This is a genomic window from Shigella sp. SIG3 (assembly GCF_053555855.1).
Genome location: NZ_JBQZXE010000250.1, coordinates 1 through 1115, shown reverse-complemented (window position 1 = coordinate 1115; position 1115 = coordinate 1). Strand labels below are relative to the sequence as shown.

The 1115-nt window shown below is 45.2% G+C and carries 2 protein-coding genes; one reads left to right on the top strand and one right to left on the bottom strand.

Going from position 1 to position 1115, the window contains the following annotated elements; translation table 11 throughout:
• Positions 1 to 391 (bottom strand): CSS-motif domain-containing protein (locus tag ACUU1I_RS20685; RefSeq protein WP_449144919.1); only part of this gene is annotated, 391 nt, incomplete at its 3' end.
• A 428-nt stretch (positions 392 to 819) separates the two neighbouring features.
• On the opposite strand from ACUU1I_RS20685, the gene ACUU1I_RS20680 reads away from it, so the two are divergent.
• The gene (locus ACUU1I_RS20680; protein WP_001295689.1) at positions 820 to 1101 is read left to right on the top strand and encodes a YjcB family protein; all 282 of its coding nucleotides are present in this window, start codon (positions 820 to 822) and stop codon (positions 1099 to 1101) included.
• Positions 1102 to 1115: the final 14 nt, after the last annotated feature.

The following is a 1115-nucleotide window of genomic DNA, read 5'->3' as shown; positions in this document are numbered from 1 at the left end:
TAGAAACGTTAGGTTCACGCTTATAATCGGCCGGTGCAATCGTATAGCCGTTTACAGGCGCTATCAGCGATGAGCATAAAAAATGGTTATCACGGGCATAGATCAATTCATTAATATAAAGATAGCCACGAATAATATTCAACATTCGCTTTTGATGGGCTGGAGTGCAAACTTGCCCCTGATAGCGTTCAGCTGCATCGCTCACTAAATCTACCTGGCGAATGACCAGCTCGGATTTATCCAGTGCCAGTTGAGCAAAGGTTCGGAGCTGATTATTCACTTCTGATTTTGCCCAAAGGAAGGCAATCCATAGCGAAAGAATGATGGGAAAGAGAACTAAAAAGATAATGCCCGGCAACGCCAGTAATTGGTGTCGTGCACGATGACTCATTGCTATCAATTTCCTGCCTGTTTATACCCGGCCATTGCAAGGTGAAACCCTGGCTACCGACGTCTTTAGATAAATCTTACGGTATAAATAGCACTTTTGCCTGATTTGAAATTGATACCTTTTTAATCGTCACCTGGATGAAAATAATTCATTGATATTCAAAATTAATTTTCTACAGGAATACAGAGGCGGCGGGAAGATATGCCCTTAATGCCACTGAAAAACCACATAATCTGTACAGCAATAAAAGTCACGGCCTAATATGGCTAACAAACAATCAATTGTGATATGGTTCACAAAATTAATGAAACAAACAGAGTGTTTCATTTTTGTGTTCTGCAAGCCCCGCGATAGCCAGAGTGTACCACGCCTCCCGTGAACAACGCCGCGCTGTCCAGGGCATCGGCTCTTTTCAGAGGAATTGTTTGATGGCTACCCTCACCACTGGCGTGGTTCTTCTTCGCTGGCAACTTCTTAGTGCCGTAATGATGTTTCTGGCCAGCACACTCAACATCCGTTTTCGTCGGTCTGATTATGTCGGGCTTGCGGTGATCAGCAGCGGTCTGGGCGTTGTTTCCGCCTGTTGGTTCGCAATGGGGTTGCTTGGCATCACAATGGCGGACATCACCGCTATCTGGCACAACATCGAGTCGGTGATGATAGAAGAGATGAATCAGACACCGCCACAATGGCCAATGATTTTGACCTGATACGTAGAAGCCTC

Coding starts and splice junctions, on each gene's coding strand:
- ACUU1I_RS20680 (WP_001295689.1), top strand. CDS start 820: ATGGCTACCCTCACCACTGGCGTGGTTCTTCTTCGCTGGCAACTTCTT.